The organism is Micromonospora globosa (genome assembly GCF_000717585.1).
GTDB classification, from domain to species: Bacteria; Actinomycetota; Actinomycetes; order Mycobacteriales; family Micromonosporaceae; genus Micromonospora; species Micromonospora aurantiaca.
This window is the reverse complement of sequence record NZ_JNZR01000008.1, coordinates 24,740-49,309: the sequence shown is the minus strand read 5'-3', so window position 1 is coordinate 49,309 and position 24,570 is coordinate 24,740. Positions and strand designations below refer to the sequence as shown.

At 73.9% G+C, this 24,570-nt stretch carries 20 protein-coding genes; 13 read left to right on the top strand and 7 right to left on the bottom strand.

The window, feature by feature from the left end; genetic code table 11:
* Positions 1 to 22: 22 nt before the first annotated feature.
* Genes IF06_RS0110450 through IF06_RS0110440 form a run of 3 tightly spaced genes read right to left on the bottom strand, consistent with a single transcriptional unit; the run spans position 23 to position 2,365 of the window.
* A complete protein-coding gene (locus IF06_RS0110450; RefSeq protein WP_013284018.1) occupies positions 23 to 763 on the bottom strand; it encodes an SCO6745 family protein in 741 nt (246 codons plus the stop codon).
* A 43-nt stretch (positions 764 to 806) separates the two neighbouring features.
* Positions 807 to 1,733 (bottom strand): hypothetical protein, encoded by a 927-nt coding sequence (locus IF06_RS0110445; protein WP_030270558.1) that lies wholly within the window; start codon positions 1,731 to 1,733, stop codon positions 807 to 809.
* A gap of 2 nt (positions 1,734 to 1,735) precedes the next feature.
* Entirely contained in the window at positions 1,736 to 2,365 is a 630-nt protein-coding gene (locus tag IF06_RS0110440) for an MBL fold metallo-hydrolase (protein WP_013473986.1), read from the bottom strand.
* A gap of 124 nt (positions 2,366 to 2,489) precedes the next feature.
* Here IF06_RS0110440 and IF06_RS0110435 point away from each other — a divergent pair, with 124 nt between their 5' ends.
* A complete protein-coding gene (locus IF06_RS0110435; protein ID WP_013284015.1) occupies positions 2,490 to 3,485 on the top strand; it encodes a DUF4349 domain-containing protein in 996 nt (331 codons plus the stop codon).
* Here IF06_RS0110435 and IF06_RS0110430 read toward each other — a convergent pair.
* A complete protein-coding gene (locus IF06_RS0110430; RefSeq protein WP_013284014.1) occupies positions 3,442 to 4,701 on the bottom strand; it encodes an amidohydrolase in 1,260 nt (419 codons plus the stop codon). The two genes, IF06_RS0110435 and IF06_RS0110430, sit on opposite strands and share 44 nt — an antisense overlap.
* A gap of 472 nt (positions 4,702 to 5,173) precedes the next feature.
* Positions 5,174 to 6,757 (bottom strand): acyl-CoA mutase large subunit family protein, encoded by a 1,584-nt coding sequence (locus tag IF06_RS0110425; RefSeq protein WP_013284013.1) that lies wholly within the window; start codon positions 6,755 to 6,757, stop codon positions 5,174 to 5,176.
* Positions 6,758 to 6,957: 200 nt separating this feature from the next.
* On the opposite strand from IF06_RS0110425, the gene IF06_RS0110420 reads away from it, so the two are divergent.
* Entirely contained in the window at positions 6,958 to 8,976 is a 2,019-nt protein-coding gene (locus IF06_RS0110420) for a serine/threonine-protein kinase (RefSeq protein ID WP_013284012.1), read from the top strand.
* A 49-nt stretch (positions 8,977 to 9,025) separates the two neighbouring features.
* The gene (locus IF06_RS0110415) at positions 9,026 to 10,690 is read left to right on the top strand and encodes a phospho-sugar mutase (protein ID WP_013284011.1); all 1,665 of its coding nucleotides are present in this window, start codon (positions 9,026 to 9,028) and stop codon (positions 10,688 to 10,690) included.
* A gap of 88 nt (positions 10,691 to 10,778) precedes the next feature.
* On the opposite strand, the gene IF06_RS0110410 is transcribed toward IF06_RS0110415, so the two are convergent.
* Both IF06_RS0110410 and upp read right to left on the bottom strand, forming a co-directional pair.
* Positions 10,779 to 11,453, bottom strand: a complete 675-nt coding sequence (locus tag IF06_RS0110410) for a GOLPH3/VPS74 family protein (protein WP_013284010.1) — start codon at positions 11,451 to 11,453, stop codon at positions 10,779 to 10,781.
* Between the two features lie 193 nt (positions 11,454 to 11,646).
* Positions 11,647 to 12,279: a uracil phosphoribosyltransferase gene (gene upp, locus IF06_RS0110405; protein ID WP_013284009.1), complete on the bottom strand. Its 633-nt coding sequence runs from the start codon at positions 12,277 to 12,279 to the stop codon at positions 11,647 to 11,649.
* Between the two features lie 136 nt (positions 12,280 to 12,415).
* On the opposite strand from upp, the gene deoC reads away from it, so the two are divergent.
* The 10 genes from deoC (at position 12,416) to IF06_RS0110355 (ending at position 24,566) form a co-directional block, all read left to right on the top strand.
* Positions 12,416 to 13,375: a deoxyribose-phosphate aldolase gene (gene deoC, locus IF06_RS0110400; RefSeq protein ID WP_030270553.1), complete on the top strand. Its 960-nt coding sequence runs from the start codon at positions 12,416 to 12,418 to the stop codon at positions 13,373 to 13,375.
* A gap of 5 nt (positions 13,376 to 13,380) precedes the next feature.
* A complete protein-coding gene (locus IF06_RS0110395) occupies positions 13,381 to 14,811 on the top strand; it encodes an aldehyde dehydrogenase family protein (protein ID WP_030270551.1) in 1,431 nt (476 codons plus the stop codon).
* Complete coding sequence (locus tag IF06_RS0110390; protein WP_030270549.1) at positions 14,804 to 15,628, top strand: aldehyde dehydrogenase family protein; 825 nt, start codon at positions 14,804 to 14,806, stop codon at positions 15,626 to 15,628. The genes IF06_RS0110395 and IF06_RS0110390 overlap by 8 nt, the downstream gene beginning before the upstream one ends.
* Positions 15,629 to 16,514: 886 nt before the next feature.
* A complete protein-coding gene (locus IF06_RS0110385) occupies positions 16,515 to 16,985 on the top strand; it encodes a BlaI/MecI/CopY family transcriptional regulator (RefSeq protein ID WP_013473980.1) in 471 nt (156 codons plus the stop codon).
* Between the two features lie 10 nt (positions 16,986 to 16,995).
* A complete protein-coding gene (locus tag IF06_RS0110380; protein ID WP_030270547.1) occupies positions 16,996 to 17,901 on the top strand; it encodes a M56 family metallopeptidase in 906 nt (301 codons plus the stop codon).
* 103 nt (positions 17,902 to 18,004) lie between these two features.
* Entirely contained in the window at positions 18,005 to 19,252 is a 1,248-nt protein-coding gene (locus IF06_RS0110375; protein ID WP_030270545.1) for a cytochrome ubiquinol oxidase subunit I, read from the top strand.
* Positions 19,253 to 19,263: 11 nt separating this feature from the next.
* Positions 19,264 to 20,271, top strand: a complete 1,008-nt coding sequence (locus tag IF06_RS0110370; RefSeq protein WP_030270543.1) for a cytochrome d ubiquinol oxidase subunit II — start codon at positions 19,264 to 19,266, stop codon at positions 20,269 to 20,271.
* A complete protein-coding gene (cydD, locus tag IF06_RS0110365; RefSeq protein WP_030270541.1) occupies positions 20,268 to 21,947 on the top strand; it encodes a thiol reductant ABC exporter subunit CydD in 1,680 nt (559 codons plus the stop codon). The genes IF06_RS0110370 and cydD overlap by 4 nt, the downstream gene beginning before the upstream one ends.
* A gap of 34 nt (positions 21,948 to 21,981) precedes the next feature.
* Positions 21,982 to 23,820, top strand: a complete 1,839-nt coding sequence (gene cydC, locus IF06_RS0110360) for a thiol reductant ABC exporter subunit CydC (RefSeq protein ID WP_030270539.1) — start codon at positions 21,982 to 21,984, stop codon at positions 23,818 to 23,820.
* A gap of 62 nt (positions 23,821 to 23,882) precedes the next feature.
* Complete coding sequence (locus tag IF06_RS0110355) at positions 23,883 to 24,566, top strand: permease prefix domain 1-containing protein (protein ID WP_030270537.1); 684 nt, start codon at positions 23,883 to 23,885, stop codon at positions 24,564 to 24,566.
* The last annotated feature ends 4 nt before the right edge of the window (positions 24,567 to 24,570 follow it).

Here is a 24,570-nt window from a genome sequence, read left to right as displayed (position 1 = left end):
GACCGGCCGGATCGCCTCCCATTTATCCGCCGCGGGCGCGTAGCCTCGCGGCGCCGAGCAGACCCAGCAGCTCAGCGCCCTCGGCCGCGTCCAGCGCGCGGAACGCCGCCGACGCCAGCCGGTCGGTCACCGCCTCGGCCCACAGCCGGCGCCGCACCAGCGGCCCGACCGGCGGGTACGGGGGCACCCAGCCGCACGCCGCAGCGCCCGCCTCGCCCTCCGGCCCGGCCAGCACCGCCTCCAGCGGCGTCAGCCCGGCCGCGCGCACCGCCAGCAGGTACGCCCCGGCGAAGTGCTCGCGCAGCAGCAGCATGCCGACAGCCGCCCGCGCACCCGGGGACGGATCGGGCACGGGCATGGCCCGCCATGCGGCGAACAGTGGCATGCCGCTGCCGTCCGCCGCGTCGACCGCCCGGCCCAGCAGCGCGGCGAGCCGCGACGACTCGGCGCCGTCGCCCAGCCGGGCGGTGCCCCACCGGCAGCACTCGGCCAGGTTGGCGGCGGCCACCTCAAGCGGCGGGACGGTCCGCGCGGCGGCGTCCCAGCCGTCCGTGACCGCCTCCGGCGCGATGAAGCCGAGCGCCGCGGCCACCGTCTCGGCGCGCACGTCGCCGAGCGCACCGGCCCGCCCGGTGATGTAGAAGGCCCATCCGGAGATGCCCAGCAGCCGCGCCCGGCGCAGCGTGGACGGGCAGCGGGCGAACGCCTCCCCGAGTTCGAGCACCAGCGGTTTGCAGGCGGCGGCGAGCTGTTCCGGAGTCATCGGCCGCCCGTCACCGTCACTCCACCGAAGCCATTCATCACGCTCAGTCTGCCGCGTGGTCACCGGTGTCGGCATCCCCCTCTTCGGCGTCGAGCGCCTCCAACACGGCCTCCACCTCACCGGCGCGGCGCCGGGCAGCTGTGACCGCCCGTTCCGCGCCCCGGCGGGCCAGCCGGGCCCGGCTCAGCTCCTGCTCGGCGACGGCCCGGCGACGCTCCAGCTCGGCCAGCTCGGTCTCGATCCGGTCCAGCGTCGCGGCGCCGTCCCGCTCGGCCGCGTCGGCCGTCGCCAGCTCCTTCTCGGCCCGGTCCAGGTCCGCGCGGGCCCGGGTCAGCTCCCGGGTCGCGGTCCGCCGCCGCCCGGCCCGTTCGGCCCGCGCCGCCCGCTCGTCGCGGGCCCGGCGCGCGTCGGCCCGCTCGGCCGCCCGATCCGGTACGACCGGCGCCTCCTCGCCCCCTGTCACGAGCCGGAGCTGGGGGCGGGGCACCTCGCCGAACCCGGCGTAGTGGCTGGCCCGCAGCAGGCGTCCGGCGCGTACCTGCTCGGCCACCTCGGTGTCCGACAACGCGGCGTTGAGTGTCGCCTCCACCTCGCCCAGCGGCAGCTTCCCGGCCGGGGGCGCGGCGGGCTCGGCGGCGGCCAGCCGGCGTACCTCCGCCACCAGCGCGCCCACGACGGCGCGCCGCTGCGCGGAGAGTTCCCGCAGCGTGCCGCCGCGCAGGTCGCGTTGCGCGGCGCGCAGCGACTCGGCGAGCTGGGTGAGGTCGGCGACCAGCTCGGGGCGGCGGATCGCCAGCAGGTTGACCAGCCACGCCGCCACTGTGGGCCGGCGAAGCTTGCCGATCTCCCGGGCGGTATGCGGGTCGCCGGACTGCCGCGCCTGCGCGACGGCGGCGTCCCGGGCCGCGACGAACCGGTCCGGCGGCGTGGCGTAGAGCTGCCGGACCACCTCCGCGGGCACCTCGGCCATGCTCAGGCGTCGATCCGGGTGCCCGGCTCCAGACGGCGGTAGTCGGTGTTGGACATCGCCGTGTACTGCCGGTCCAGCACACCGAAGCCGTTGTCGTTGAGCAGCCCGTCGTGCAGTGCGTACGCCCGGCGCGGCGCGACCGCGCGGATGAAGTCGAGCACCTCGGAGAACTTCGACCAGGGCGCGTGAATCGGGGCGAACAGCGTGTCCACCTGCACGTCGTCGGGCACGAACAACGCGTCGCCCGGGTGGTACACCACGTCGGCGAAGAGGTAGCCGATGTTCTGAATCACCGGAATGTCCGGGTGGATGACCGCGTGCTGCCCGCCGTACGTCCGCACCGGCGTCCCGGCGACTGTGAGCGACTGTCCGGGCTCGACCGTCACCAGCGCCTCGGCGGCGTCGCCGAGCACCCCGGCGAGCGAGGCGGGACCGTGCACCGGCACCGGCCGCCGCTCCAGCGCCCGGGTCAGCGCGGCGACGTCCACATGGTCCGGGTGCTCGTGGGTGATCAGCACCGCGTCGGCGCCGTCCAGCGCCGCCGGATCGCTGAAGACACCCGGGTCGACGACGAGCACCGCACCGTCGTGCTCCAGCCGGAGACAGGAGTGGGCGTATTTGGTCACCTGCATCGTGACTCCTCGATTATCGAATCGTGATGTCCTCAGCGCAGTCTGCCGGAACCGGCGCGACCACGCGTCACGTCCGAGGTATCGGTCCCGGCAGTCGGGGCCGTCGACGATCGGAGTACGGGGTATGGGCGGACGACGACTCCGGGGCGTGGCCCTGGTGGCTGTGGGTCTGATAGCGGCACTGGGTGTGGGCGCCTGCGGCGCGGGCGGGGACTCCGGCAGCGACTCGGCCGCGCCGGCGGCCGACGGGGGCGCGGGGCGCGAGCAGGCCGCCGAGGGCGGCGCGGACAGCGGTGGCGCGGATCGCGACCAGGCCGCTCCGGGCGGCACCGGTGGCGCTGACCTGCGGGTCGACCAGCGGTCCATCATCTACACCGGAACCATGCAGGTCCGGGTGGACGATGTGGAGGCCGCCGCGCGGGAGGCGACCACAGCGGTGACGGCGGCCGGCGGATTCGTCGGCGCGGACCGGCGGTCGAGCCGGGCCGCCGAGGCGCGGGCGGCGCTGACGCTGCGCGTGCCCGCGGACCGGTTCGCCGCGGTGATCGACCGGCTCGCCGGTCTCGGCCGGCAGGAGCGCCGGGAGATCCGCACCGAGGACGTCACCGAGCAGGTGGTCGACCTGGACGCCCGGATCGCCACCCAGCGGGCGCGGGTGGAGAGTTCCCGCAAGCTGCTGGCCCGGGCCACGTCGGTGGACGAGCTGGTCCGCTTGGAGAACGAGGTGGGCACCCGGCAGGCCGACCTGGCCGCGCTGGAGGCCCGCAAGCGCCGGCTCGCGGACCTGACCTCGCTGTCCACCATCACCGTGACGTTCCTCGGTCAGGACGCCAGCACCGCCGAGGAGGAGGCCGACCTCGGCTTCCTGGCCGGGCTGGGCGGCGGCTGGACGGCGTTCCTGGCCTCGGCCCGGGTCCTGCTCACAGTGCTCGGCGCGGTGCTGCCGTTCGCGGTCGTGATCGGCGTACCGCTGTGGTTGCTGCTCCTGTGGCGGCGCCGGGTGCGCGCCCGGCGGACGCCGCCGCCCGGCCCGAACCCGGCGGCGCCGATGCCGCCGGGGCCGCTCGGCGGTCCGGTCAGCGCGCCGCCGCCAGTGCCCGCAGCGCGGTCTGGACCATGAGGCGTACGCCGGCCTCGATGGCGCGCTCGTCCACGTCGAACGAGGCCCGGTGCAGGTCCACGTTGGGACCGCTGCGACCGACGCCGAGGCGGGCGAGCGCGCCCGGCACGTGCTCCAGGTACCAGGAGAAGTCCTCGCCGCCCATGCTCTGCGGCGTCTCGGCGATGCCGTCGGGGCCGAGCGCCGCAGCGGTGGCCGCGGTGAGCACACCGATGGCGCGGGCGTCGTTCGTCACCGGGGGCCGGCCGCGCAGGTATTCCAGGTCGACTGTGGCGCCGGTGGGCGCGAGCACGTCCCGCACCACCTGAGCGACGATCTTGGGCGCCTGGTCCCAGGTGTCGCGGTCCATCACGCGTAGCGTGCCGGCCGCGCACGCCTCGGACGGGATGACGTTGTAACGGGTGCCGGCCGAGGCGTGGCCGAACACCAGCAGCAGCCCGCTGTTGGCCGGCACCCGGCGGCTGATCAGCGTCGGCACCTCGGTGACCAGCCGGCCGAGCGCGTCCACCAGGTCGACGGTCAGGTGCGGGCGGGCGGTGTGCCCGCCGGGCCCGGTGAGCCGGACGGTGACGTTGTCGGCGGCGGCGGTGATCGGCCCGACCCGCAGGCCGACCTTGCCCACCGGCAGGTTCGGGTCGCAGTGCAGCGCGAAGATCTGCACCACGTCGTCCAGGCCACCGGCCTCGATGACCTCCAGCGAGCCGCAGGGCAGGATCTCCTCGGCCGGCTGGAAGATCAGCCGGACCCGGCCGTCGAGGCGGCCCGTGTCGGCGAGCTGGGCCAGCAGCATGCCGACGCCGAGCATCACCGACGTGTGCACGTCGTGGCCGCAGGCGTGGCAGACGCCCTCCACGGTCGAGCGGTACGGCACGTCCTTCGGGTCGCTCAGCGGCAGCGCGTCGATGTCGGCGCGGAGCGCGATGACCGGACCGTCCGGGCGTCCGTCGATGTCGCAGATGACGCCGTTGCCCTTCGGCAGCAGGCGCGGCTTGAGACCGGCGAGGGACAGCTCACGGTGCACCAGCGCGGCCGTCTCGAACTCCTCGCCGGACAACTCCGGGTGGGAGTGGATGTGACGGCGCGTTTCGATGAGGCCGGGTACGCGCAGCGCGAGCAGATGGTCGAGCTCGAAGGGCAGGGGCTGGTAACCGGTCGGCGCCTCGGGCCGGGACGACGACAGCAGGCCGCCGGAAGGCAGCGTCAACGCACTCGTCACGTCGAATTCTCGATCACTAGAAGTGGATGGATCTTCGGGTCGGACAGCAGACAGCCTAGACCTCCGACGGTGACGCTGCGCAACATCTTTCGCGTAGCGGTCGGACCGCGCAGCGTCACGAATGCCCTGGTGAGAGGGCTCGAATATCTGCGGGACAGCAGGTAGATCGCGGTCGAACGCCGTCATCCGCCTCCCACCTCCTACAACGCGTAACCGTTTCATCGGTCACAAATAACGACCCGTCGTTCCGAATTGTCGCATTAGTCGCGGCAATTAACTGCCGCTCCGACAATTGCACGACAACTGTCGGCTGCCGGAAGACTCCCGACGGTGACACGAGCGTCCGACCGCCGACCGCACACGCTGTCCGTCCCGTTCACCCGATCCGGTTACCCGAATCGCCGAATCGCACACGCGAAGGCGGCCCGCGCCGCACACCGAGGGTGTACGACGGGGCCGCCTCCGGACAGTTTCAGAACCGGTCGCTGGGCCGGTAGATCCCCCACACCTCGCGCAGCGTCCCGCAGACCTCGCCGACCGTGGCGCGGGCGCGCAGCGCCTCCTTCATCGGGTAGAGCACGTTGGTGTCCCCCTCGGCGGCGGCGCGCAGCTCGGCCAGGGCCCGCTCGACTGCGCCGGAGTCCCGCTCCGCGCGCAGCCGGGCCAGCCGCTCCCCCTGCGCCGCCTCGATCGACGGGTCGACCCGCAGCGGCTCGTACGGCTCCTCCTCGTCGATCCGGAACCGGTTGAGCCCGACCACCACCCGCTCACCCGAGTCGATCTCCTGGGCGATCCGGTACGCGGACTGCTCGATCTCCCGCTTCTGGAACCCGGCCTCGATCGCGTCCACCGCCGAACCGTGGTCGAAGACCCGGTCCATCAGCTCGGTGGCGGCCGCCTCCACCTCGGCGGTCATCGCCTCCACCACGTACGACCCGGCGAACGGGTCGACGGTGGCGGTCAGGTCCGTCTCGTACGCCAGCACCTGCTGGGTCCGCAGCGCCAGCCGGGCCGCCTTCTCGGTGGGCAGCGCGATGGCCTCGTCGAAGCTGTTGGTGTGCAGCGACTGGGTGCCGCCGAGCACCGCTCCGAGGCCCTGCACCGCCACCCGGACCAGGTTCACCTCCGGCTGCTGGGCGGTGAGCTGCACGCCGGCGGTCTGGGTGTGGAACCGCAGCATCATCGACTTCGGGTTCTTCGCGCCGAACTCGTCGCGCATCAGCCGGGCCCAGATGCGCCGGGCCGCGCGGAACTTCGCGACCTCCTCCAGCAGCGTGGTGCGTGCCACGAAGAAGAACGACAGCCGGGGCGCGAAGTCGTCGACGGCCAGCCCGGCGGCGAGCGCCGCGCGGACGTACTCCACGCCGTTGGCGAGCGTGAACGCGACCTCCTGCGCGGGCGACGCGCCGGCCTCGGCCATGTGGTAGCCGGAGATGGAGATGGTGTTCCACTTCGGCACCTCGGCCCGGCAGTAGGCGAAGGTGTCGGCGACCAGCCGCAGCGAGGGCTTCGGCGGGAAGATGTACGTCCCCCGGGCGATGTACTCCTTGAGGATGTCGTTCTGGATCGTGCCGTTGAGCGCCGCGCCGGGCACGCCGTTCTCCTCGGCCACGAGCTGGTAGAGCAGCAGCAGCACCGAGCCGGGCGCGTTGATGGTCATCGAGGTGGAGACCTTGCCCAGCGGGATGCCGCCGAACAGCGTGCGCATGTCCTCGATGGAGTCGATGGCGACGCCGACCTTGCCCACCTCGCCGTGCGCGATCGGGTCGTCCGAGTCGTACCCCATCTGGGTGGGCAGGTCGAACGCGACGGACAGGCCCATGGTGCCGGCGCGAAGCAGCTGGTGGTAGCGCGCGTTGCTCTCGGTCGCGGTGCCGAACCCGGCGTACTGTCGCATGGTCCAGGGCCGGGACGTGTACATCGTCGGGTAGACCCCGCGGGTGTACGGGAACTCGCCCGGCTCGCCCAGCCGGGCGTCCAGGTCCGCCGGAAGGTCTGCCGCCGTGTAGACGCCCTGGATCGGGAAACCCGACTCGCTTGACCGCGCATCGCTCATTACCGGATGGTAGGACGCGCAGACCGCCTGGTGGGTGAGGGATACCGCACACCTCGCGGCGACCCACCGGAGGTGAGCGACCGACCACATACCGTCGAGTAGGTAAACGCCCGCCGCGTCGGGTTTCGCATCGGGCGTCGGAACCAGCAAGATAGAGGGGTTGTGTCCCAGCCCCCTCGATATCCCCCGGTGGCTTTTCTGTGACTCAGATTCCGACGTGGAGCGGCGGACCGGCCAGTCCCCCCACTGGACGCGCGGCGCCCGGCACCACCATCGGTGGTCGCTACTCGCTGCGCTCCCCGGTGGGCAACGGAGGCATGGGCACGGTCTGGCGGGCCACAGACACGTTGCTGCGCCGTGATGTGGCGGTCAAGGAGGTCGTCCTCCCGCCGGGGCTCGCCCCGAGCGACCGCGACGCGCTCTACGAACGGACGCTGCGGGAGGCCCGTGCCGCCGCCGCGATCCAGCACCCGGCAGTGGTGCAGGTCTACGACGTGGTCACCGAGGGTGGCCGCCCGTGGATCGTGATGGAGCTGCTGGACGCCCGCAGCCTGGCCGACATGGTGATCGAGGACGGGCCGGTCGCTCCGCGCGCCGTCGCCAAGATCGGGATCGCGCTGCTCGGCGCGCTGGAGGTGGCGCACGCGATCGGCGTGCTGCACCGCGACGTGAAGCCGGCCAACGTGCTGATCTGCACCGACGGCCGCTGCGTGCTCACCGACTTCGGCGTCGCCCGGATGCCCACCGACGTGCAGCTCACCACGCCCGGCATGGTGCTCGGCTCGCCGCACTTCATCTCGCCCGAGCGGGCCATGGGCCAGGAGTTCGGGCCGCCGAGCGACCTGTTCTCGCTCGGCGTGACGCTCTACACAGCGGTCGAGGGCCGGCCCCCGTTCGACAAGGGCGACCCGATCGAGACCATGCACGCCGTGGTCGAGGACCCGCCCGCCACGCCGCAGCGCAGCGGCCCGCTGACCGGCGTGCTGATGGGGCTGTTGGAGAAGGACCCGGCCCGCCGGATGGACGTGCACCGGGCCCGCGCCAACCTGCGCGAGCTGCTCGCCGGGCCGCTGACCAGCACCGCCACAGCCGTCAACTCGGTCACCGACCCGTACGCGGTGGTGCCGGTGCCGCGCCCGACCACGCCGCCGGCGATCGCGGCGGAGCCGAAGCCGAGCGGGCAGATCGGCGGCCGGGCGATGATCGGCCCGGACGAGTCGCTCACCGACCGGCTCGCCGCGCTGCGCCGCGGGGAGCGGCCCGCCGGCGAGAAGCCCGCGGCGGGTGCCGCCGCGCTCGACGAGACCAGCGCCGACGCGCTGGCCGGCCCGCTGCACACCCCGACCGGCGCGATGTCCGGCCCGGGCACGCCGGAGGCCACCCAGCGCATCTCGCCGGACGCCACGGTGCGGCTCGGCCAGGGCGCCGGAGCGGACGCGACGCAGGCGGTGCCGACCGCCTACGGCCGCACCGTCGACGCCACCCAGCCGGTGTACGGCGGCAACCAGTGGTCGGTGCCCGGCACCGGCCAGCCCTGGACCACAGCGGCCACCTCGCCACCGGCCGCCGGTGGTGGCGGCGCGGTCGGCGGCGCCAAGGGCCTGCTCGGGCGCGTGAAGGCGTGGCCGCGCAAGGTCCAGCTCGCCGCCGCCGGTGGTCTCGCCGTGGTGCTGCTGGTGAGCGTGATCGCGCTGACCAGCGGCGGCGACGACGCTCCCCCGCCGATCGTGGGCGCGCTGCCGTCGAACTCGGCCGCCGCCTCGCCGGTGGAGATGCAGGAACAGACCGTCAAGGGCGTGACCATCCAGGTGCCGAAGGGCTGGCAGCGGCAGACCGGCGGCCTCTACGTCGACTACGTCGACCCGGAGGACGAGGGCCGCAAGGTGCGGGTCATCGCCGAGGCGTGGGGCGGCACCTCGATCAGCTGGGCCGAGTTCGCCTCGCGGAACCTGAAGAAGAACAGCACCAAGAGCAAGACCTGCCCCGCCCCCTACACCGAGGTGTCGGTCTCCGAGCAGCCGCTGGCCGGGCAGACCGCCGGCCAGCTCGAATACACCTGCGGCGAGGGTGAGTCCATGCGCCACGGCATCTGGCGGGGCGTGGTCAAGGACGGCAAGGTCTACTCGTTCTACCTCTCCTCGACCGACGCGCGGTTCACCGAGAGCAAGCCGATCTTCGACGCGATGGCCGGCTCGTTCCAGCTCACGGCGGCCAACTGAGTCGAGGCCGACGGCCAGTGGTGATCCGCCGCCGTGCTTTCATGAGGCAATGGCGGCGGAAACCACTGACCTTGACGACCTTCGCGTACGCGCCGAGCGCTGGCTCGCCGACGACCCGGACCCGGACGACCGCGTCGAGCTGCGCACGGTCCTCGACGGGCTGCCCGGCACGGCGGCCGACCTGGCCGACCGGTTCGCCGGCCCGCTGACGTTCGGCACCGCCGGGCTGCGCGGCCCGCTGCGGGCCGGGCCGAACGGCATGAACCTCGCCGTGGTCACCCAGGCCGCCGCCGGGCTCGTCGGCTGGCTCGCCGCCCAGGGCGGCGAGGGCCCGCTGGTGATCGGGTACGACGCCCGGCGCGGCTCCCGTGCCTTCGCCGAGCGCACCGCACAGGTGGCCACCGGTGCTGGCCGCCCGGCGCTGCTGCTGCCCCGGCCGCTGCCCACGCCCGTGCTGGCGTTCGCGGTCCGGCAGCTCGGCGCGGTCGCCGGGGTGATGGTCACGGCCAGCCACAACCCGCCGCAGGACAACGGCTACAAGGTCTACCTGGGCGCGCAGCTCGGCGGTGAGCTCGGCGCCGGCGCGCAGATCGTGCCGCCCGCCGACGCCGGCATCGAGGCGGCCATCCGGGCGGTCGGCCCGCTCGCGGCGGTGCCGCTCGGCCCGGCCGGTCAGGTGCTCGGCGACGACATGGTGACCGCGTACGTGGAGCAGGCCGCCGCGGTGGTGGACCCGGCCGGACCGCGGGACCTGAAGGTGGCATACACGCCGCTGCACGGGGTGGGTGGCGCGGTGCTGACCGCCGCGTTCGCGCACGCCGGTTTCGGCGTTCCAGGCGTGGTGCCCGAGCAGGCCGAGCCGGACCCGGCGTTCCCGACCGTGAGCTTCCCCAACCCGGAGGAGCCGGGCGCGGTGGACCTCCTCGTCGCGCTCGCCGACCGCACCGGCGCCGACCTCGCCGTCGCCAACGACCCGGACGCGGACCGCTGCGCGGTGGCCGTACGCGACGCCGGGTCCTGGCGGATGCTGCGCGGCGACGAGGTGGGCGCGCTGCTCGCCGACCACCTGATGCGGCGCGGCGTGACCGGCCTGTATGCCACCACGATCGTGTCGTCGGCGCTGCTGCGGGCCATGGCGGCGGCCCGGGGCCTGCCCTACGACGAGACGCTCACCGGGTTCAAGTGGATCGTGCGGGCCGGCGGGGGCCGGGAGCCGCTGGTGTACGGCTACGAGGAGGCGCTGGGCTACTGCGTCGCGCCGGGTCACGTCCGGGACAAGGACGGCATCACCGCCGCGCTGACGGTCGCCGAGCTGGCCGCCGGTCTCAAGGCCGAGGGCCGTACGCTCCTCGACCGGCTGGACGAGCTGGCCGCCGAGTTCGGTGTGCACCACACCGAGCAGCTCTCGGTCCGGGTGGAGGACCTGCGGGTGATTGCGGACTCGATGGCGCGGATCCGGGCGGCCACCCCGACCACGCTGCTCGGGCAGCCGGTGACCGAGGCGTCCGACCTGCTCCCCGACGCGGACGTAGTGATCCTGCGTACCGGCGCGGCCCGGGTGGTGATCCGGCCGTCGGGCACCGAGCCGAAGCTCAAGGCGTACCTGGAGGTGGTGGAGCCGGTGACCGGCGGCGACGTGCCCGCGGCCCGGCAGCGCGCGCGGGCCGCCGTCACCGAGCTGCGCAACGAGATCGCCGCCGCCCTGGGCCTCTGACCCCTGGTGCAAGGAGGGGCCCCTTGTTAACGCCTGGCGTTAACAAGGGGCCCTTCCTCTACCGGAGGCGTTAAGAGGGGGCCCTTCCTTACCGCTTGCCGAGGGCGGCGTCCACGGCCTGGCCCAGCGCGGCGATGACCAGGCTGATCGACGGGCGTACGACGCTGTCGTCCAGGCTCACCGTGCCGGAGAACCCGGCGCCGGCCGCGATCTCCTCCAGGCGCCGGCCGGCGTCCTCGGCGGCCGGGCCGGTCAGCCCCAGCGCGGGTTCCATCCGCAGCACCGCGACCAGCGTGGCCAGCGCGGCGGTCCGCTCGTCCGGGAGCTGCCCGCTGGTCAGCGCGTCGGCCAGCCGCTGCCGGATGTCCGCCTCGACCGAGGCGTCGGCCACCGGGTAGCGGTGCACGTGGATGAAGCCCAGCTCGGTCTCGTCGACGTCGCGGACCACGCCCCGGCCGCAGAGGTCGGAGAGGATCCGATCGCGCAGCCCGTGCCGCAGTCGCTGCACCCACGACGACGGCGTGTGCGGGGTGTCCGCGGCGATCTTGGCGAGTACGGCGTCCGCGATCGGCTCGCCGGTCGGGGCCGGGTCGACCACCGCCAGGTTCCCGTCCGCGTACGCGACCCGTCCGGCCAGGGCCAGCTCGACCAGCACCGCGGCGGCCATGCCCAGGTCCAGGCTGATCCGTGGCATGGTGGCCTTGCCGGTTTCGTCGTCATACGCGAGCAGCAGCAGCTCCTCGGCGAGCGCAACACCAGTCATGGCCCGGAACGCTAGCGCCTCCCCGCACCCCCGCGCATCGACTCGCCGGGGCCGCCCGATTCGCGGCGAGAGGGCCCTTCCCCGCGGGAAAGGACCCTCTCCACCGAATCGCCGGATTGCCGGATTGCCGGCGGCGCCGCGACGCCGGAGCCCCGGCGTCGCCGGTGCCGGATCCGGAACCCGGACGGCCGGGTCAGAAGCGGGGCATGCCGCCGAACTGGCGGTCACCGGCGTCACCCAGGCCGGGGACGATGAACTTCGAGTCGTTCAGTCCCTCGTCGATCGAGGCGGTGACCAGGCGCAGCGGCAGGCCGGAGCGCTCCAGCCGCTCGATGCCGACCGGGGCGGCCAGCACGCACAGCACGGTGATGTCGGTGCAGCCCCTGTCGGCGAGCAGCCGGCAGCAGTGCTCCAGCGAGCCGCCGGTGGCGAGCATCGGGTCGAGCACCAGCACCGGCAGGCCGCTGAGGTCGCGCGGCAGCGACTCCATGTACGCGCGGGGCTCGTACGTCTCCTCGTCGCGGGCCAGGCCGACGAAGCCCATCGACGACTCGGGCAGCAGGCCGAGCGCGGCGTCGGCCATGCCGAGACCGGCCCGCAGCACCGGCACCAGCAGCGGCGGGTTCGCCAGCCGGCTGCCCTCGGTGGCGGTGACCGGGGTCTGGATCGAGTACTTCTCGACCGGGAAGGAGCGCGCGGCCTCGTACACCAGCATGGTGGTGAGTTCGCGCAGCGCCGCCCGGAACGACGACGAGTCGGTCCGGGCGTCCCGCATGGCGGTCAGCCGCGTCTGGGCGAGCGGATGGTCAATGACGTGTACGTCCACGATCGCTCAACCTACCGTTTGGCGGTCCGGCGCAGGGCGGGTGCGGTACGACCAGCGACACCGCTCACGTATGACGCTCACGACCGGTCGTCCGTGAGCAAGATCACTCGACTCGCGGGTGCGTACTATTCGGGGCATGACGGCGACAACGACGTCGGCCCGGTCGGACCTCACCGAGCTGGGACGATCCGAGACCGCTCTGCGGACCTTCCTGCACGGCCTGCCCGGCGTGGACCAGGTCGGCGCGGAGCAGCGGGCGGCGCAACTCGGCACCCGCTCCATCAAGACCACAGCCAAGGCCGAGGCGATCGACCTGGCGATCCGGATGGTCGACCTGACCACCCTCGAAGGGGCGGACACCCCGGGCAAGGTGCGGGCGCTGGCCGCGAAGGCGCTGCGCCCCGACCCGGCCGACCCGAGCTGCCCGCACGTCGGCGCCGTCTGCGTCTACCCGTCGATGGTCCCGTACGTGGCCGAGGTGCTGCGCGGCAGCGGCGTGCACCTGGCCAGCGTGGCGACCGCGTTCCCGTCCGGCCAGGCCCCGCTGGAGATCAAGCTCGCCGATGTGCGGGCGGCGGTCGAGGCGGGCGCGGACGAGATCGACATGGTGATCAACCGGGGCGCGTTCCTGGCCGGGCGCTACTCCGAGGCCTACGACGAGATCGTGGCCACCAAGGAGGCATGCGGGGACGCGCACCTCAAGGTGATCCTGGAGACCGGCGAGCTGGCCACGTACGACAACGTGCGCCGGGCGTCATGGCTCGCCATGCTCGCGGGCGGCGACTTCATCAAGACCTCCACCGGCAAGGTCCCGGTCGCGGCCACCCTGCCGGTGACGCTGGTGATGCTGGAGGCGGTCCGCGACTTCCGCGCCGCCACCGGGCGTCAGGTCGGCGTCAAGCCGGCCGGTGGCATCAAGACCACCAAGGACGCGATCAAGTACCTGGTCATGGTCAACGAGACAGTCGGCGCCGACTGGCTGAGCCCGGACTGGTTCCGGTTCGGCGCGTCGAGCCTGCTCAACGACCTGCTCATGCAGCGCACCAAGCTGACGACCGGCGTCTACGCCGGCCCCGACTACTTCACCCTGGACTGAACGCGATGTTCGAATACGCACCCGCCCCCGAGTCCCGCTCGGTGGTGGACATCAAGCCCTCGTACGGGCTCTTCGTCGACGGCGCGTTCGTCGACCCGGCCTCCGGCGGCAGCTTCAAGTCGGTGAACCCGGCCTCCGAGGAGGTGCTGGCCGAGATCGCCGAGGCCGGCGCCGAGGACGTGGACCGCGCGGTCCGCGCCGCCCGCAGCGCGTACGAGAAGGTCTGGGGTCCGATGCCGGGCCGCGACCGGGCCAAGTACCTGTTCCGGATCGCTCGGCTCATTCAGGAGCGCTCGCGTGAGCTGGCGGTGCTGGAGTCGCTGGACAACGGCAAGCCGATCAAGGAGTCCCGCGACGTCGACCTGCCGCTCGTCGCCGCGCACTTCTTCTACTACGCGGGCTGGGCGGACAAGCTGGAGCACGCCGGTTTCGGGGCGAACCCGAAGCCCCTCGGTGTCGCCGCGCAGGTCATCCCGTGGAACTTCCCGCTGCTGATGCTGGCGTGGAAGATCGCCCCGGCGCTGGCCGCCGGCAACACCGTGGTGCTCAAGCCGGCCGAGACCACCCCGCTCACCGCGCTGCTGTTCGCCGAGATCTGCCAGCAGGCCGACCTGCCGGCCGGCGTGGTGAACATCGTCACCGGCGCCGGCGACACCGGCCGGGCGCTGGTCGAGCACCCGGGCGTGGACAAGGTGGCGTTCACCGGCTCCACCGAGGTCGGCCGCGCCATCGCCCGCTCGGTCGCCGGCACCCGCAAGAAGCTCACGCTGGAGCTGGGCGGCAAGGCCGCCAACATCGTCTTCGACGACGCCCCGATCGACCAGGCCGTCGAGGGCATCGTCAACGGCATCTTCTTCAACCAGGGCCACGTCTGCTGCGCCGGCTCCCGGCTGCTGGTCCAGGAGTCGGTGGCCGACCAGGTGCTGGAGTCGCTCAAGCGCCGGATGGCCCAGCTTCGGGTCGGCGACCCGCTGGACAAGAACACCGACATCGGCGCGATCAACTCGGCCGAGCAGCTCGCCCGCATCCGGGAGCTGTCCGACGCCGGGTCCGCCGAGGGCGCGGAGCGCTGGTCGCCGCCGTGCGAGCTGCCCGAGCGCGGCTTCTGGTTCGCGCCGACCATCTTCACCGGCGTCACCCAGGCCCATCGGATCGCCCGCGAGGAGATCTTCGGCCCGGTGCTGTCCGTGCTGACGTTCCGCACCCCGGCGGAGGCCGTCGAGAAGGCAAACAACACGCCGTACGGGCTGTCGGCCGGGATCTGGACCGACAAGGGTTCCCGGATCCTGTGGCTGGCCGACCGGCTGCGCGCGGGCGTGGTGTGGGCCAACACGTTCAACAAGTTCGACCCGACGTCGCCGTTCGGCGGCTACAAGGAGTCGGGCTACGGTCGCGAGGGCGGCCGGCACGGGCTGGAGGGGTACCTCAATGTCTGAGCGGGTCGCGGTACGCAAGACGTACAAGCTCTTCATCGGCGGGAAGTTCCCGCGCAGCGAGTCGGGACGGTCGTATCTCGTGCAATCCGCGAACGTGTCTCTTGCCTCCCGGAAGGACGCGCGGGACGCGGTAGTCGCCGCCCGCGCCGCGGTGAAGGGCTGGGCCGGGGCGACCGCGTACAACCGGGGTCAGATCCTCTACCGGGTCGCCGAGATGCTGGAGGGCCGGCGCGAGCAGTTCGTCGCCCTGGGCGTCCCGGCCGACGAGGTGGACGCGGCGATCGACCGCTGGGTCTGGTACGCCGGTTGGTCCGACAAGCTGGCCCAGGTGTACGGCGGGGCGAATCCGGTGGCCGGCCCGTACTTCAACCTGTCCGCGCCGGAGCCCACCGGCGTGGTGGCGGTGGTGGCACCCGAGGAGCCCGCGCTGCTCGGCCTGGTGAGCGTGATCGCCCCGGCGATCGTCACCGGCAACACGGTGGTGGTGGCCGCCTCCCCGGTGGCGCCGCTGGCGGCGGTGACGCTGGCCGAGGTGCTCGCCACCTCCGACCTGCCCGGCGGGGTGGTCAACATCCTCACCGGCCGGCTGACCGAGACCGTGCCGACGCTCGCCGCGCACATGGACGTCAACGCGATCGACCTGACCGGCGTCGCCGACGCCGAGCTGGCGGCCGACCTGGAGATCAAGGCCGCGGAGAACCTCAAGCGGGTGCTCCGGCCGGCCCCGGCCGACCACGACTGGTACGCCGATCCCGGCATCACCCGGATGACCACGCTGCTGGAGACCAAGACGGTCTGGCACCCGAAGGGCGTCTGACCGACGCAGCCCAGTCCGGCCCGAAGTGGCGGCACACCCCCAGCCGGGTTGCCGCCACTTCCCCTTCCACCCACCTCCCTGAGCCGGTGTCGATCTCACCCGGTGCGCACGCCAAGATCGACGTCATTCCCCCGAAGTGGCCACATCAGCCACCCCCGGACAACACCACCTCCCCGAGCCGGTGCCGACCTTGCTCCAACCTGCCCCCTCGGCCAGCAAGATCAACCCCAGCTCCGCGAAGTGGCCGCATCCACCCGCCCCAGATACCGCCACCTCCCCGAACCAGCGTGGATCTTGCCCACGCACCCCCACCCCGGACTTCAAGATCAGCACCAGCACGGCGAGGTGGCTGCATCAACCCACCCGGGACAGCGCCACCTTCCCGAACTGGCGTGGATCTTGCCCGCGGTGCCCGCCCGGATCAGCAGGATCAACACCAGACCCCGGAGTGGCCTGAATAGGGCCCCGATGCCGCCCGAAGCCAGCAAGATCAACACCAGCTCCGCGAAGTGGTCACATCGACCAGCCCGGGACGGCGCCACCTCCCCGAGCCGCGTTGATCCCACCCGGAGCACCCATACGGAATGACCAAGATCAACACCAGTGTGCCGAAGTGGCTGCATCGACCGGCACAGGACGGCACCACTTCCCCGAACTGGCGTGGATCTTGCCGACGGGCGCCCGCCCGACCACGACATGGTCGGCACCGGTTCGCCGGGAAGCGGCCCGGACTCCCCGTCAGCAAGATCGACAACCAGTGCGCCGAAGTGGCTGCATGGACCGGCCCGGGACGGCACCACCTCCCCGAGCTGGTGTTGATCTTCGGGAGCGGGGAACGGGGACCGGGGCGACGGAAGGGATCTACTACCGGGGGTAGGATTGACGGGTGACTCGGCTGGGGGACCTTGAGCGTGCGGTGATGGACGTGCTGTGGGACGCGGCGCCCGCCTCGTCGGACGGGGTGACCGTGCGCGAGGTCGCCGACGCCCTGGACGGCCGGGAACTCGCCTACACCACTGTGATGACCGTGCTCGACCGGCTCGCCGGCAAGGGCATGGTGCAGCGCGAGCGGGAGGGCCGCGCCTGGCGTTACCGTCCGGCCGCCACCCGCGAGGCGCACATCGCCCAGCTCATGCTCGAAGCCCTCGACCTCGGCGGCAGCCGGGACGCCGCGCTCGTGCGTTTCGCCCGCTCGGTGACCGGCACGGAGGCGGACGTGCTCCGCGCCGCGCTCGGCGCCGAGGCCGGGGCCGCGCTCGGTGCCGAGGCCGGGGCGACTGTCGAGGACGGACCGGCCGGCCGGGTCGAGAACCCCCGGCCCGGCCGGCCGGCGCTCGACGAGGCGACGGACCGGTAGGGCGGCTGCCGTGGCGTACGCCCTGCACTTCGCCGCGATCATCCTGGCCTGCTGGCTGACCGCGCAGGTCCTCGCCGCCGCGCGCTGGACCTGGCGGGCACCCCGGGTGGCGATCATCTGCTGGCAGGCGGTCGGGCTGGCGCTCGGCCTGTCGGCCATGGGGCTGCCGATGGCGCTGGGGCTCGACGCGTACGACCGGGCGACCGGGCACGCGCTGGTGGCCCTGGCCGACGACCTGGCGCACGGCACTCTGCCGGCCGGTGTGGGCGCGGTGCACCTCAGCCTGGTCGGCGTCGGTCTCGGCATCGGCGCGGTGCTGCTCACCACGACGGTCCGCAGCCTGCACGGCGCGGTCCGCGCGCAGCGCCGGCACCGGGAGCTGCTGCACCTGGTGGCCCGGCGTGACCCGACGGTGCCCGGCGCGCTGGTGCTCGACCACCCGAGCGCGGCGGCGTACTGCCTGCCCGGGGTGCGTCCCCGGGTGGTGGTGAGCGCGGGCACGCTCGACCTGCTCGATCCGGCCGAGCTGGCGGCGGTGCTCACCCACGAGCGGGCGCACGCCCAGGAGCGGCACGACCTGGTGCTGCTGCCGTTCACCGCGCTGTGCCGGGCGCTGCCCTGGTTCCGGTGGGTGCGGGACGCGCACGCGCGGGTGGCGCTGCTGGTCGAGATGCGTGCCGACGACAAGGCCCGGGAGCTGCACGCGGACGCGCCGCTGGCCGGTGCGCTGCGCCGGTTCGCCGCCGCCGAGCACCGGGTGCAGCCGGCCGGCACGCTCGGACTCGGCGACCGCGACCTCGACGTACGCGTGCAGCGGCTGCTCGTCGCGGACCGCCCGCCGCGGGTGCTCGGCGCGATGGCGCTGGCTGTCGCGGGCACGCTCGTCTCCCTGCCGTTCGCCCTGTTCCTGAGCTGACGTCGCCCCCTACGGGACTTCTCCGGGTTCGCGCGCCCCTATAGGTAGCGAGACTACGTGTAGGTTGGCTACGACAAGAGAGCCAACCCATGGGAGGACGACAGTGGACCCGCTGCTCCTCGCCCGCCTCCAGTTCGCCACCACCACCTCGATCCATTTCCTGTTCGTGGCGGTCACACTCGGCCTGGTCACGCTCCTGGTCGGGTTGCAGACGGCCGGCTACCTGACCGGCAAGCCGGTGTACGAGCGGCTGACCCGGTTCTGGGGCCAGCTCTACGTGATCAACTACGTGCTCGGCATCGCCACCGGCATCGTCATGGAGTTCCAGTTCGGGCTGAACTGGAGCGGGCTGTCGCGCTACGTCGGGAACGTCTTCGGCGCGCCGCTGGCCATCGAGACGCTGGTGGCGTTCTTCCTGGAGTCCACGTTCCTCGGCATGTGGATCTTCGGGTGGCACCGGCTGCGGCGCGGCGTGCACCTGGCGCTGCTCTGGGGCGTGGCGATCACCGCGTACGCCTCGGCCTTCTGGATCATGGTGGCGAACGCCTGGCTGCAGAACCCGGTCGGGTACGAGGTCCGCGACGGCGTCGCCCACCTCACCGACTTCGGCGCGCTGCTCACCAACCCCACGTTCGGCATGGCGTTCGGTCACGTGATCTCGGCGAGCCTGGTCACCGGCGGGCTGCTGATGGCCGCGGTGAGCGCGTGGCACCTGCTGCGGCGTACTCCCGACTACGCGCTGTTCCGCACCTCGCTGCGGCTCGGCCTGGTCACCGCGGCCCTGGCGGTCAGCATGCTCCAGGGTTTCGGCTTCGCCCAGTTCGGGCCGGTCGCGCAGCTCCAGCCGACCAAGTTCGGCGGCGGGCCGGAGCGGGACGCGCTCGTCGCCGACTGGACCGCGCGGTTCGGCCCCGGCGACTGGGAACCGCCGGTGCTGTCGAACGTCGGCCTCGGCTTCATGATCCTGATCGGCTTCACGCTCGGCGCGCTCTGGCTCCTGCTGCCGCTGCTCTGGCGCGACTGGATCATCAGGTTGAAGGCGCCGCTCTGGCTGATCCTGCTCGGTCTGCCGCTGCCCTTCGTGGCGATGCTGCTCGGCTGGATCGCCCGCGAGGTCGGCCGCCAGCCCTGGGCCGCGTACGGGCTGCTGCCCACGGCGCAGGCCGTCTCGCCGGTCTCACCGGGGCTGATGCTCACCTCGCTGATCGGATTCAGCCTGCTGCTCGGCGCGCTCGCGGTGACCAACTGGGTGCTGCTGGCCCGGCACGCGGCCCGTGGAGCGCAGGACCCCGCGCTCGGCCGCCCGCCCGCGCCCGACAGCGACGCCCACCACCAGCCCGTGTTCGTCTGAGGGAGCCCGACGTGGAACTCGCCTGGTACGCCCTGCTCGGCCTCTTCTTCGCCACCTACCTCGTGCTCGGCGGCTACGACTACGGCGTCGGCCTGCTGCTGGCCCGACGTGGCCCGGCGCCGGGCAACCGGGCCACGCTCACCGCGCTCGGGCCGTTCTTCCTCGGCAACGAGGTCTGGCTGGTCGCCGCCGTCGGCATCCTGTTCGGCGCGTTCCCCAGGCTGGAGGGCGAACTGCTCTCCGGCTTCTACCCGGCCGTGCTCGCCGCGCTGGCGGGGGTGGTGCTGGTGACCACCGGGGTGCAGTTGCGCAGCCGCCCGGCCTCCGCCGCCGCCCGCGCCCGCTGGGACCGGGTGGTGGTGGTCGGCTGCCTGCTCGCCGCGCTGGGCTGGGGCGCGGTGCTCGCCGGGCTGCTCCAGGGCGTGCCGTTGAGCGCCGACGGCCACGTGGTCGGTGTCGGTCATGTCGCCACCCCGTTCGCCGCCGCCGCCGGGCTGGCGCTGCTCGCGCTGGTGGCGGTGCACGGTGCGACGTTCCTCACGCTCCGGCTGCCCGCCGCCGAGGCCCCGGCGCTCGCCCGGCTGGCGAGCGGCCTGGTGCCCGCCGCACTCGTCGCGGTCGGCGCGGCCACCGTCCTGGGTGTGCTCTCCGATCGGGTACGCGCCGCTGTGGCGCGCCCGGCTGTCGCCGTACTCCTGCCGTTGGCGCTCGTGGCGGCGCTGCTGGCGGCCCGCGCGGCGCTGCGGCGGGGCCGGGCCGGGGTGGCCTTCGCGGCGACCGCGACGGCGCTGGCGCTTCCGGCGCCGCTGATCGGGGCCGCGCTCTGGCCCCGGATCCTGGTCTCCATCACCGACCCGGCGGCGTCGCTGACGGTGGCCGAGGCGGCCGCCGCCCGCCCGACGCTGGCGCTGTTGGGATGGCTCGCGTTACCGCTCCTGCCGGCCCTACTAGGCTTTCAGGCGATGTGCTGGTGGGTTTTCCGGGGACGGATCGACGGCAGGGCACCGGTGTACTGGTGAACCGCCGCCCGTTCGACCCGCGTCTGCTGCGTCGGGTCCCCGCGGCCCGGCGCGACCTCGCCGTGCTCGCGGTGCTGGGCGGGCTCACCGCACTGCTGGTGATCGCCCAGGCCACCGCGCTGGCGACGCTGCTGGCGACGGCGTTCGACGGGCGGCTGCACCGGCCGGCGCTGGCCGGTCTCGTGGCCGCTGTCGCCGGGCGGGCGCTGGTGAGCTGGGCGCAGGGCACCGTGGCGGCGCGGGCCGCCGCCACAGTGAAGGCGGCGCTGCGCGCCGACCTGCTCGGCGCGGTCGGCCGGCACGGCCCCACCTGGGTCGCCGGACAGCGGGCCGGGCAGCTCGCCACGCTGGCCGGGCGCGGCCTGGACGCGCTCGACCCTTACTTCACCGGCTACCTGCCACAGCTCGTGCTGAGCGTCACGGTGCCGGTGGCGGTGCTGGCCCGGATCGTGTTCGCCGACTGGAGCTCGGCGCTGATCATCGCGCTCACCATCCCGCTCATCCCGATCTTCGGCGCGCTGCTCGGCTGGCAGGCGCAGGCCGCCACCGAACGGCAGTGGCGGCGGCTGTCGCTGCTCGGCGGGCACTTCCTCGACATGGTGGCCGGGCTGCCCACGCTGCGCGCGTTCGGCCGGTCCCGGGGGCAGGTCGACGTGGTACGCCGGATGGCCGACGGCCACCGCCAGGCCACCATGAAGACGCTGCGGATCGCGTTCCTGTCCGCGCTGGTGCTGGAGCTGGTCGCCACGCTCTCCGTCGCGCTGGTCGCGGTGCCGGTCGGCATCCGGCTGCTCGGCGGCGGCCTCACGCTCTCCACCGCGCTGCTGGTGCTGCTGCTCACCCCGGAGGCGTACCTGCCGCTGCGGGCCGCGGGCAGCCGGTTCCACGCCAGCATGGAAGGACTCACCGCGCTGGACGAGGCGCTCACGCTCTCCGCCACCGACGCGCCCGCCACCGCCGAGCCGCGCCGTCCGGCGCCGCGCGGCCGCGGTGAGATCCGCTTCGAGGGCGTAACGGTCGCGTACGACCGGACCACAGCGCTGCGCGACGTCACGCTGACCGTCCGGCCCGGCGACCGGGTGGCGATCATCGGGCCCAGCGGCGCGGGCAAGAGCACGCTGCTCAACCTGCTGCTCGGCTTCGTCGCACCGACCTCGGGCCGGGTCACGGTCGACGGAGTGGACCTGGCCGGGGTCGACCTCGACGCCTGGCGGCGCGAGCTGGCCTGGGTGCCGCAGCGGGCGCACCTGTTCGCCGGGTCGCTCGCCGACAACATCCGCCTGGGCGCACCGGAGACCCCTGACGCCGCGCTCGCCGCGGCGGTCACCGGCGCCGCGCTCGACGAGGTGGTAGGCGCCCTGCCCGACGGGCTGGACACCCGCCTCGGCGAGCGCGGCCACGGCCTGTCCAGCGGTCAGCGGCAGCGCGTCGCCCTGGCTCGTGCGTTCCTGCGGGACGCGCCGATCGTGCTGCTCGACGAGCCGACAGCGCGGCTGGACAGCGCCAGCGAGGCGGTCGTGCTGGACGCGACCCGGCGGCTGGTCGCCGGACGTACCGCGCTGCTCGTCGCGCACCGGCCCGCGCTGCTCGCCGACGCCGACCGGATCCTGCGCGTCGAGGACGGCCGGGTCACCGAGCTGCACCCGACCGCCACCGGACCGGCGGTGCCCCGATGAGCCCCGTCTCCCCCGCCCGCCCGGCGGTGACCCGGTGACCGCCGCCGACGGCGTGACGCCTGTGGGCCGCGAGCCGGCCGGGCCGACAGCGGTTCCGGTGCCGCCCTCCGGCTCGCCGGAACCGCCCGCGCCCGCCCGGCCCGGCGCGGAACGTGCGGTGCTGCGCCTGGCCCGGCCGTACCTGAGCCGGCTGCTCGGCGCCGGGCTGCTCGCCGCCGCCACCGAGTTCGCCGGCCTGGCGCTGATGGCCACCGCCACCTGGCTGCTGATGAGCGCCGCCGGCCGTCCGCCGCTGGACCGGCTGACGGTGGCCATCGTCGCGGTCCGGGCACTGGCGGTCAGCCGGGGCGTGTTCCGGTACACCGAACGGCTCGCCGGGCACGACGCCGTCCTGCGCATGATCACCGACGTACGGGCCCGCGTCTTCGCCACGCTCGCCGCCCGCCGGGAGACCGGCCGGCGTACCGGGGACGCGCTGAGCCGCCTGGTCTCCGACGTGGAGGCGGCCCAGGATCTGCTCCTGCGCGTCCTCGTACCGGGAGCGGCGGCGGCGCTGGTCAGCGTGCTCGCGGTCGGCGTCGCCGCGCTGATCTCGCCACCGGCCGCCGGTGTGCTCGCGCTCGGCCTGCTCGTGGCGGGCGTGGCGCTCCCCGCGCTCGCCGCCCGGATCACCCGCCGCGCCGCCGACGAGGTGGCCCCGCTGCGGGGCGCGCTCGCCGTGGACGCGGTCGACCTCACCCACGGCGCCGCCGACCTGGCCGCGTTCGGGGCGACAGGCGCCGCGCTCGCCGCCGCCGACGAGCGGGCCGGACGACTGGCCCGGCTGGAACGAAGGCTCGCCGCGACCGGCTTCGCGGTGGACGCGCTCGGCGTCCTCGTGGCTGGTCTCACCGCCGCCGTCGTGGTGGTCGTGGCGCTGCGCGCCGAGGTCGGCGGCGTGCTCGTCGGCGTCCTCGCGGTCGGCTCGCTCGCCGCCGTGGAGGTGGCGCTCGCGCTCGTCGCTGCGGCCCGCCAGCGCACCCAGCTGCGGGCCGGGCTGGCCCGGGTCGCCGACCTGCTCACCGAGCCCGCCGCGGCGGCGCCGCAGACCGCTCCGGAGCCCGGGACCGACGGCCACGACGTGCGGTTCGCCGACGTGACGGTCCGCTACCGGGCCGGCGCCGCCCCCGCCCTGGCCGGGTTCGACCTCGACCTGCCGGCCGGCCGGCGGGTGGCGGTGGTCGGGCCGAGCGGCGCCGGCAAGAGCACGCTCGCCGCGGTGCTCACCGGCGCGGTACGCCCCGACACCGGCCGCGTCACCGCCGGCGGCGTGCCGGTGTCCGAGATCCCGGCCGAGCACCTGCCCCGGGTGGTCGGCGGCCTGCTCGCCGAGGCGTACGTCTTCCACGCCACGGTCAAGGAGAACCTGCTCCTCGGCCGGCCGGACGCCACCGAGGCGGACCTGACCGCCGCGACCCGGGCGGCCGGCCTGCTCGACTGGGTACGCGAACAGCCAGACGGCTGGGACACGGTGGTCGGCGAGCAGGGCGGGCAGCTCTCCGGCGGGCAGCGGCAGCGGCTCGCGCTGGCCCGGGCGCTGCTGGCCGCCCCACCGGTGCTGGTGCTCGACGAGCCGACCGAGGGGCTCGACCCGGCGGCCGCCGACGCGGTGCTGGACTCCACGCTCGCCGCCACCCCGGCCGGGCACTCGGTGCTGCTGATCAGCCACCGGCTCAGCGGTCTCGCCGGGTTCGACGAGATCGTGGTGCTCGAAGGCGGCCGGATGGTGCAGCGCGGCCGGCACGACGAGCTGGTGGCGCGCCCCGGCTGGTACCGGGAGCAGTGGCTGCGCCAGGAGGCGGCCGAGCGCGGCTACCTGGCGATCACGCCCTGACGCCCGGCCGATCGGGGTTTTCCCTGACGCGGGTGTCGCCCGCCGGTGGCAGGCTTATCCGCATGCGGGTGCATGAGGAGGCAGTGGTCGACCGCCGGCTGCACGAGTTGTCCACGCGGTTGCACGGACCGAACCGGCTCAAGGCTGACCTGCTGACCGAGGCGCGGCACGCGCTGGAGGACGCCGTCGAGGCGTACCGGGAAGGGGGCCTGCCGCGGGCGGAGGCGCAGCGGCGGGCGGTCGCCGAGTTCGGCAGCGACGCCCAGCTCGTGCCGGGTTTCCAGGCCGAGCTGGCGGTCGGCGCGCTGCGCGGGCTGGCGCTGCGCACGCTCGTGGTGGCGGTGGTGCTCATCGCCGCCGGTGACCTGACCTGGCAGGGGTCGAGCTGGAGCGACGGTCCGCCCCCGCCACAGAGCTACCTGCTGCTCTCCGCCGCGCTGAACGGCATCTGGGGCGTGGTCGCCGCGCTGGCGCTGGTCGCGCTGCTGGTCGGTCCGCTGGTCGCCCGGTGGGGTTCACCGCGGCTCGTCCGCCCGGCGCGGCTGATCGGTTTCGGTCTGACCGGCAGCCTGCTGCTCGGCGCGCTCGCCGGGGGCGCGCTGTTCGGCTGGTCGATCGGGCTGTGGGACGCCGCGCTCACCTGGCCGCCCCTGGTCATCGGGATGGTGGTGGTCTCGGCGGCCTGGTTCGCGCTGGCCCGGGCGGCCCGCTGCTGGGTGCTCGCCGACCGCCGGCTGGCCGGCTGAGCGG

Bases quoted from the DNA above. Each gene is read 5' to 3' on its own strand.
- IF06_RS0110450 (WP_013284018.1), bottom strand. From the start codon at position 763: ATGACTCCGGAACAGCTCGCCGCCGCCTGCAAACCGCTGGTGCTCGAA.
- IF06_RS0110445 (WP_030270558.1), bottom strand. From the start codon at position 1,733: ATGGCCGAGGTGCCCGCGGAGGTGGTCCGGCAGCTCTACGCCACGCCG.
- IF06_RS0110440 (WP_013473986.1), bottom strand. From the start codon at position 2,365: ATGCAGGTGACCAAATACGCCCACTCCTGTCTCCGGCTGGAGCACGAC.
- IF06_RS0110435 (WP_013284015.1), top strand. From the start codon at position 2,490: ATGGGCGGACGACGACTCCGGGGCGTGGCCCTGGTGGCTGTGGGTCTG.
- IF06_RS0110425 (WP_013284013.1), bottom strand. From the start codon at position 6,757: ATGAGCGATGCGCGGTCAAGCGAGTCGGGTTTCCCGATCCAGGGCGTC.
- IF06_RS0110415 (WP_013284011.1), top strand. From the start codon at position 9,026: ATGGCGGCGGAAACCACTGACCTTGACGACCTTCGCGTACGCGCCGAG.
- IF06_RS0110410 (WP_013284010.1), bottom strand. From the start codon at position 11,453: ATGACTGGTGTTGCGCTCGCCGAGGAGCTGCTGCTGCTCGCGTATGAC.
- deoC (WP_030270553.1), top strand. From the start codon at position 12,416: ATGACGGCGACAACGACGTCGGCCCGGTCGGACCTCACCGAGCTGGGA.
- IF06_RS0110395 (WP_030270551.1), top strand. From the start codon at position 13,381: ATGTTCGAATACGCACCCGCCCCCGAGTCCCGCTCGGTGGTGGACATC.
- IF06_RS0110390 (WP_030270549.1), top strand. From the start codon at position 14,804: ATGTCTGAGCGGGTCGCGGTACGCAAGACGTACAAGCTCTTCATCGGC.
- IF06_RS0110355 (WP_030270537.1), top strand. From the start codon at position 23,883: ATGCGGGTGCATGAGGAGGCAGTGGTCGACCGCCGGCTGCACGAGTTG.